General features: G+C 70.2%; 5 protein-coding genes. 2 read left to right on the top strand and 3 right to left on the bottom strand.

Annotated features, from left to right (window positions below; translation table 11 throughout):
* Nucleotides 1-62 precede the first annotated feature (62 nt).
* Entirely contained in the window at nucleotides 63-2243 is a 2181-nt protein-coding gene (locus CUT44_RS19350; RefSeq protein ID WP_233221500.1) for an MMPL family transporter, read from the bottom strand.
* A gap of 232 nt (nucleotides 2244-2475) precedes the next feature.
* Between CUT44_RS19350 and CUT44_RS19355 the strand changes: the two genes are divergently transcribed.
* Both CUT44_RS19355 and CUT44_RS19360 read left to right on the top strand, forming a co-directional pair.
* Nucleotides 2476-3714, top strand: coding sequence for a sensor histidine kinase (locus CUT44_RS19355; protein ID WP_100203155.1), 1239 nt, complete (start codon nucleotides 2476-2478; stop codon nucleotides 3712-3714).
* A gap of 351 nt (nucleotides 3715-4065) precedes the next feature.
* A complete protein-coding gene (locus tag CUT44_RS19360) occupies nucleotides 4066-5529 on the top strand; it encodes a DUF6851 domain-containing protein (protein ID WP_100203156.1) in 1464 nt (487 codons plus the stop codon).
* Nucleotides 5530-5632: 103 nt separating this feature from the next.
* Here CUT44_RS19360 and CUT44_RS19365 read toward each other — a convergent pair whose 3' ends face one another.
* Nucleotides 5633-7285: a prenyltransferase/squalene oxidase repeat-containing protein gene (locus CUT44_RS19365; RefSeq protein ID WP_199185766.1), complete on the bottom strand. Its 1653-nt coding sequence runs from the start codon at nucleotides 7283-7285 to the stop codon at nucleotides 5633-5635.
* A gap of 273 nt (nucleotides 7286-7558) precedes the next feature.
* Entirely contained in the window at nucleotides 7559-8446 is an 888-nt protein-coding gene (locus tag CUT44_RS19370; protein WP_100203158.1) for an aromatic prenyltransferase, read from the bottom strand.
* Between the last annotated feature and the right edge of the window lie 106 nt (nucleotides 8447-8552).

The raw sequence follows: 8552 nt of genomic DNA on the forward strand, positions 1-8552 counted from the left end.
CGCGCGGCCGGCCGCTCGGCATGGATCCACCGTGCCGGCGGGTCCATGCCGAGGGGGCGAGGTCAGACCCTGACCTCGCCCTTGATCTCGGCCGGGGGTGCCGAGACCGTCTTCGGTGCCCGGCGTCCGGGCATCCACCAGTTGGCCTTTCCGCACAGCTCCATCACCGCGGGGACGAAGATCATCCGGACGATGGTGGCGTCGATGAGCACGGCGACGGCCATGCCCAGACCTCCCTGCTTGACCGCGAGGTCGGGGCCGAGCAGTGAGGTGGTGAAGACGGCGATCATGATGGCGGCCGCGGCCGTGATCACCTTGGCGGTCCGCGCCAGCCCCCGGGCGACGGACGCCCGGGTGTCGCCGGTCCGCTCGTACTCCTCACGGATCCGCGAGATCAGGAACACCTGGTAGTCCATCGACAGGCCGAACAGGACCGGGAACATCATCATCGGGACCCAGGTCGTGACCGGCATGGTGGTGGGGAACCCGAGGGCCGGGCCGAACCATCCCCACTGCACGACCGCAACCACCACACCGTAGGCGGCGCCGATCGACAGCAGGTTCATCACGGCGGCCTGCACGGCGATCGTGACCGACCGGACCAGCGCGATCAGCAGCACCATGGACATCGCGATGACGACCACGATCATCAGGGGCAGGCGCGAGCTGGACTCGTCGGCGGCGTCGATGGTGCTGGCGTTCGGCCCGCCGATGAGGACCTGTTCGCCGCCGGGGACGCGGGGCAGCACGTCGTCGCGGAGCTCGTGCACCAGGTCCGCGGTCGCCTCGTCCTGGTATCCGGTCGTGGGGAAGGCCACGAAGGTGGCGGCCTGCCCGTCCTCACTGACCCGGGGCGGCGTGGTGTAGGCGATGCCCTCGGCCTCGCCGACCGCTTCGACGACGGGACGCAGGTCGGTGTCCCTGGAGTCGATCCCGGTGGCGAAGACCAGGGGAGCACCGTAGCCCGGGCCGAAGCCCTCGGAGAGGATCTCGTACGAGATGTAGCTGCTCCTGTCGCGGGGCTGGACGCTGGCGTCGGGCTGGCTCAGCCGCATCGACAGCATGGGGACGGCCATCACCAGCAGGCTCGCACCGGCGAGGAGCGCGGCGGTCAGCGGCCTGCGCTGCACCACGCCGGCCCAGCGCTCGGCGAGCGTACGGCGCTCCTGGGGCGGCACGGCGGCCTCCCGGTCCCGGCGGGACGTGCGGCGGGGCAGCCGCAGCGAGTTGATCCTGTACCCGATGAAGCCCAGGAACGCGGGCAGCAGTGTCACCGCGGCGACCATCGTGATCAGCACCGTGATCGAGGTGGCGACGGCCACCCCGGTCATCAGCCGCTGTCCCATGACGAGCAGGCCCATCAGCGCGATCACGACGGTCGTGCCGGCGAACAGCACCGCACGGCCGGCGGTGGTGATGGCCTTGACCGTGGCGCTCTCGGGGTCGTCGCCGTCCCGGAGGCTGTCCTTGTAGCGGGTCACGATGAACAGTGCGTAGTCGATGCCGACGCCGAGCCCGATCATCGCGGCGAAGACCTGGGTGAAGTCCGGCGAGGGAAGCAGGTGCCCCACCAGCTTCACCAGCGCGAGGCCGCCCACGATCGCCAGGAGGGCGGTCACGATCGGCAGGCCCATCGCCACCAGTGACCCGAAGGCGATGAACAGGATCACTGCCGCCGCCAGGATGCCCACGCTTTCGGCCGGGCCCTGCGGGGGCGTCTCGGCCTTCTCCGCCATGTACCCGCCCAGCGCGAGCGTGACGCCGTCGCCGGAGGCGTCCTTGACCAGGTCCACCAGGGGCTTGACCTCGCTCTTCTCCACCTCCTTGTCGCTCAGCGGGATGGCCGTGCGGGCGATACGGCGATCCTCCGTCACCAGGTCCCTGTCCTGGTACGGCGAGATCACCGGCCCGGTGACGGACGAGTCGGCGAGCTCGGCGATGGTCTTCTCGATCTTCTGCCGGGCGGCAGGATCGTCGATCCCCTTGTCGGCCTTGATCGCAAGGGTCAGCCTGTCCCCCTGCTCCTCGGGGAAGTGCTCCTCCATCAGCTTCTGTGCCCTGGCCGACTGCGAGTCTCCACCGGAGAAGTCGTTGTCGGGGGCGGCGCCGTAGCCGAAGCCCGCGAACGCCACGACGATCACACCGATGACCCAGGTCAGAAGGACCAGGCGGCGGCGGCGGAAACAGAGGCGACCCAGTCCCGCCAGAGCTCCGTCCGTACGTGGAGACTCGGTTGTCGTCATCATCTGCTCCTCAGTCGTTGACCGTCGCGGCATGGCTCGCTTCTCGGCATGGGTCGGGTTGACCGGTCACAGCGGCGATCGTGCCGCACGCGAGGCTGCCCTGGCCTCTGACGACGGACGGCGGTGCCTACGCAATCGGGCGTAACCGGCCGCGCCGCGCCGCGCCTGTCGACGTAGCGGCTCGCGCATCCGGGCGGAGTTCCGCCGACGGTGCGAACAGTACGATTACGGCATGACACACCGCCTCGGGCCGGCCTCCCTGCGGGTGCTGGCCCAAGACGTGCCGCTCGCGCTCTTCGTCACCGTGATGCAGGTGCAGGGCACGGTCGTCCTCGCCGCCGCCAGGGGGACGGAGCAGCGTTCGCTCGCCGACTTCGGATACCTCGGACTCGCGCTGCTGGTGGCGGGCGGCCTGGTCGTGGCCGTCCGCCGCCTGTGGCCGGTCCCGGTGTTCGTCACCGCCGCACTCACCAGCCTGGTGTACTACGTCCTCGGCTTCCCGGACGGGTACGGCTGGCTCGGCCTCATGGTCGCCCTGTACACCCTCGCCGCCTACGGGGACGGGCGCCGGTCGCTGGCGATCGCCGGTGCGGGCACCGCGGTCCTGGCCGCCGGGTGGCTGTCGGCAGGAGCCGACGTGGAGCCGCGCGAGGCCATCGGATGGGTGTTCTTCCGCATCGGCGTGGCGGTCATGAGCACGACTCTCGGCGAGTCCGTCCGGTCCCGGCGGGTCATCGCGGCCGAGGCCCAGAAGCGCGCGGAGCTGGCGGAGCGGACCCGCGAGGAGGAAGCACGCGCGCGGGTCGACGCCGAGCGGCTCCGGATCGCGCGCGAGGTCCACGACACCGTCGCCCACGCCATAGCGATCATCAACGTGCAGTCCGGGGTCACCGCGCACGTGCTCGACAAGCGTCCGGAACAGGCACGCGAGGCGTTGCGGACCATCGAGGAGACCAGCTCCCGGACGCTGCACGAGATGCGGGCCATCCTCGGCGTTCTCCGCGGCGACGACGACGAGCCCGTGCCGCACGTCGGCCTGGGGCAGATCGACGACCTCACCGCCGAGGCACGCACCGCCGGACTGGACGTCACACTCGAGGTGAACCCGTCCGCGGCGCCGCTGCCGAGCGCGGTGGACAGTGCCGCCTACCGGATTCTCCAGGAGTCGATCACCAACATCATCCGGCACACCGGCCCGACCCGGGTGACGGTCGCGGTGAACCCCGGGATCGACCATCTGGAGATCCGCGTCACCGACCAGGGCCGCGCCGGCTTCAACGGCGCTCCCGTGTCCCGGGCGTCCGGCAACGGCTCGGGCAAGGGCGTGCCGAAGAATCCGGGCCGCGGGATCCTGGGCATGCGCGAGCGCTGTCAGCTGCTCGGCGGAGAACTCAACGCCGAGCCGACTCCGGCCGGGGGATTCGAGGTCATGGCACGGCTGCCCCTCGCACCGACCGGGTCGCGCCTCTGAAAGCGGTGCCCCGCGGTCCTCAGGTCAATTGATTCACCGGACGGCGGTGGGAGTGCCCTGGAAAGCCACAGAGCTTTCCAGGGCACATTGTCGTCGGCGGGCACGACGGCGGGCAACACCCGCTCGGCTCCAACGTGAGTAGTGCCGACTACCCGGACGAGTAGTGGCCAGACGCAGGCGGATCAACTAATTTCAGTCCGCCGGAACCCATATTGCCGTGCGGCCACCCCTGCGCCCGAAAGGGCCCTTTCTCTTTCCGCCGGCCACCTCCGACGTCCCGAAAGTCCGACCGAAAGGACAACCCCGGTGAAGAACCCAAGGCGGCCGCGGAGCCGGCGTCTCAGGTACGCGGTGGCCATCGCCACCGCCACGGCCCTGACGGGAACGCTGACCAGCGCCGTGACGGCCTCCCCGCAGCAGGCGGCGGGCTTCGACCTCGACAACGGGAATGCCGTGACCGGGGTCATCTACATGAAGCTCAACACGGTGTCGCGTGCGAACAACACGGGCAGCAGTCCTGTGAACAGGGATGCCACCATCCTGCTGGAGGTGCCGTGGTTCGACGCCATAGCTCCCTACCACCCGACGGCGGTGGGCATCTTCTCGGACCTCGGCCGGCGGCCGAGATCCGAACACACGACGCGCAACAAGAACATCGCCGTCATGTACTCCGCCTTCACCTCGTTGAACGTGCTCTATCCGGAGCACGAGTCCGCCTGGCGCGAGATGATGCAGACGGCAGGCCTTGATCCCGACGACACCGGGGAGGACCCGACCACTCCGAGCGGCATCGGAATCCTCGCCGCCAAGAACGCCCTGGCGGCGAGGAAGAACGACGGCAGCAACCGGGACGGCACGGAGGGCGGCCGCCGGTACAACCGGCAGCCCTACGCCGACTACACCGGATACAAACCGGTCAACAGCGCGGACAAGCTCCGCGACCCGTCCCGCTGGCAGCCGAACACGTTCGAGAGGAACGGAGTCTTCACCGTCCAGAAGTTCGCGGCCCCGCACTTCGGCCGGGTGAAGCCGTTCACGTACGACAGCCCCGCGCAGTTCAGGGTCTCCCCGCCGTGGAAGAGCAACCACCACAACCGCAGGGCGTACCGGCAGCAGGCCGACGAGGTTCTGAAGGCGTCGGCCGGCCTGGACGACCGCCGGAAGACGGCAGCCGAACTCTTCAACAACAACTTCGACACCTTCGGACTCGTCGGCACCGTGCCGGTCATCGTCGGGGGCGGGTACGACACCGAGAAGACGATCCACTTCACCGTCGTCCGTGACATAGGGTTCTACGATCTCGCCATCGCCACCTGGCACTTCAAGCGCAAGTACGACTCGGTGCGGCCGTTCAGCGCGATCCGCCACCTGTACGGGAAGAAGAAGGTGACGGCGTGGGGCGGGCCCGGGGAGGGCACCGTCGGCGACATCACAGGAAACGAGTGGCGGGCCTACCTGGACGCCTGGCCGGCCGACCACCCCATCAAGGCGCCCGACCATCCCGAGTACCCCTCCGCGGAAGCCGCGGAGTGCCTTGCCTTCGCCCAGTTGACACGCCGTTTCACCGGCACCGACGAGCTCAGGATCTCCTACTCGGCCCCCAAGGGTTCCTCGCTCGTCGAACCGGGGGTCACCCCGGCCCGGGACATGACGCTGAGCTGGAACAACCTGACCGATTTCGCCGGGGAATGCGGCGAGAGCCGCATCTGGGGCGGCGAGAACTTCCGCTCCTCCGTCGAGGCGGCCTCCCAGTACGCACCGCGGATCAGCGACCTGGCCTACGAGTTCGTCCAGCGCAAGGTGAACGGCGGCTGACCCTCCCCGACACCGACACCGACACCGACAGCAGGCTGCCGGCGGAGCCCGATGGCTCCGCCGGCAGCCTGCTGTCCGCCCGGGCGGCGAGCAGCGCTCGCCGCTATGCCACTCCCTCCCGGAGCAGGGACGCCGTGCTCCGCACTCGGTGGCGCACGTGTCCCAGCGCGAGGAGCACGGGGGCGTCGGTCAGGACGGGGATGTGGTACGCGAACGGGCGGGGGCCGACCATGTCGGGCGGACCGCCGTACCCACCGTCCGCGTTCTGGTGCGCGAGCAGCCAGGACAGGGCGCTCCCGACGGGCCGGGACTCGGTCCCGTAGCACAGCGTGATCAGCCCGTAGGCGGTGCTGATGTCGTCGCTGGGATCGCCGGGCTGCATCCCCCAGCCGCCGTCGGCGTTCTGCGTCTCGCGCACCGAACGCTCGATCCGCTCGGCCATCCGGGCCGCCCGGTGGTCGTCCGGGGCCGCGGTGCACGCCGCCAGGCGCGCACGGAACATCGCGTGCAGGCGGCTGCGGCTCCATCCCGGTTCGAACCCGCCGTCCGGGAGCTGGCTGTCGGCGAGGAAGGCCAGGGCACGCTCCCGGGCGGGCGCGGTGAAGGGGTACGGGGCGAGCGCGTTGACGGCCGCGGCCGTCATGCACGGCTCGGAGGAGGCGCCGGCGACATAGGTGGGGAACCCGCCGTCGGCCCCCTGGACGGCCAGCAGCGCGTCCACGCCGCGCCGCACGGTGCCTCCGTAGCCGACGGGGTCGACGGCCTGCAGGAACTCCAGAACGCACGAGGTGCAGTCGACGTCGTTCTGCGCCACCCGGGGGCCGATGGACCAGCCCCCGGTGAGCGGCGCACCACGGGAGAGGGAGAGGCACAGGGAGCGCTGGGACTCGACGACCTCGTGCGCGACGAACGTCTCCGCCATCGCCCGCAGCACGCCCGGTGGTGAACCGGCCGCGGCGAGCGCGATTCCGGCGGTCGACGTGCACCAGTGCTGCAGGCCCGCCACGAACGGGAAGCCGCCGTCGTCGCGCTGGTACCGCAGCAGTGTCTCCAGGCCACTGCGCACGGTCTCCTCCTGCCCGGGCACCCCGGCGAGCCCGTGCAGCGACAGCAGGTGCAGCAGCACGTACCCCTCCCACACCGCCGTCTCCGGACGTACGGCGGTCAGCGTCCGCAGCGCAGCGGCCGTGGCTCCGTTGCTGACCCCCGTGGCGGCGGCGAGGACCAGCGTGACCGCGGCCTGCTGGACGGCGGCCCAGGAGTGCACGGGGTCCGTGGGTGCCTCCTCGTCGGCCGCGGGGGCGGCGTCCGGCGGCACCGGGCATCCGAACAGCGACAGTACGGCGTACAGCATTCGGCGGCGGCGGGCGGAGATGAACGCCGGCGCGGCGCCGAGCAGCATGTCGGTCAGCTTGGCGACGACGTCGGCGCCGTCGGCGGATGCCCGGTCGCCGGCCCGTCCGACCGCCAGCGTGGCGAGGACGCGGTCGAACTCCTGGGGGGAGTCGAGGTGCTCCCGGAGGAAGGCGAGCACACGGTCCCGGGCGGGTGAGGACACACCGATGCGCGTCATCAGCGACAGCGCGAGCGCGGACTCCAGCACCCGGCTCCGGCATTCCCCGCGTATAGCGCCGTCGTCGCCGACCTGGCCGCTGACATGCGCGGCCAACCGGGAGGCGGCCTCGCGCAGGTGTTCCGGGTCGACTTCCGCGGGCCACGGAACGGGGGGCCTGTGCGATTCGTTCACTGGTCTCATGGCGCACTCCTCCTGGAGGCCTGGTGGTCGGTGGTGGACTCGGGAACGGCACCGCGTGCCCGCGGCGGGCGGAAAGCACCGCACTCCCGGCATTCCGCCGTGTGACGTGACCGCCCGCTCGCCGGCCGTTTCAGGGCACGGCCGGCCGGCCGCAGGTCCTTGCCGGTGGAGACGGGCGGGGCCGGAAACCGCGCGCGTCACGGGCGGTCGGCGGTACCGGACCCCGCGGACGGGCGACTCGGCGGCAGGACGGGAATCCGGACCGGCGCCGTATCAGATGAAGGCCACGGTCCCGGGATTCCACTTGTAGTGTGTTTCGAGCTTGTAGTACTCCCCTTCGGCTGTCGCCGCGACGCCGTAGACGAACTTGCGCTCACCGCCGCCGTAGGGAACGCTTCGCGCGAATTTCTCGAGTCGCGGTTCGACGGGAACGGGAAGGCTCGACAGATCCGTGGTCGTCACGCCGAAGCAGAACCGCTCGATCGCCGGGGAGTCCCAGCTCAGGGTCACGTACAGGCCGAACGCCCGCCCGCCGAGCCCGAGCATCCGCTCACTCGGCTCCGGCAGACCGTTCTCACGGAGCATCGACCGAATGGTCCCGGCCTCGAAACACGCGGCGGGCACGTCGTTGAAGTACACGTTCACCGTTCTGTGCAGGTAGTCGACCGCGACGAAGGCGACCTTGTCGCCCAGGCCGTGGCGGACGAAGAAGTCGGCATTGCCGGCGAGACTGCTCGGCATGGCCGGTACCTCGATGAGCTTCGACAGCTCCTGCAGGCCGTCCGGGGTGAAGCCCGCGTAGATCTTCGTGAAGCCGCCCACCACTCCGAAGTCGATACCGTACCCGTCGACCGGGAATCGCTCCTCGATGTCCGGGAGCAGGGCGCCGACGGGGTGGCTCGTCTTCGGGATGAGCCCTTCCGACAGGGCCAGGGGATACGGATTCCGATCCTTTGGGTACGTCACGAAGCGGCAGTCGAGATCACCGGCGTGATGCGCGCCGGTCACCATTCTGAAAGCCAGCGGCATGGCGTGCTCGAATGCTTCCCCGTACGCGGACAGAACAGGCCAGACCGTGTCGCGCGAGCAGGACACCCCCAGCCTCCTGGCCGTTTCCGTGACGGCCGAGTACATCTCTTCCGCGTCGGAATTCCCGGACATGCACCCTCCAAGCAATAGAGCGGAAACCACGGCATCACCGCCGGGCCGGAGACTGGTTTTCCGTACGGATGTGCGCCCGCGTGCCCGCAGGCGGCCGACGGGTACG

The sequence above is a fragment of the Streptomyces carminius genome, from assembly GCF_002794255.1.
Lineage (GTDB): Bacteria > Actinomycetota > Actinomycetes > Streptomycetales > Streptomycetaceae > Streptomyces > Streptomyces carminius.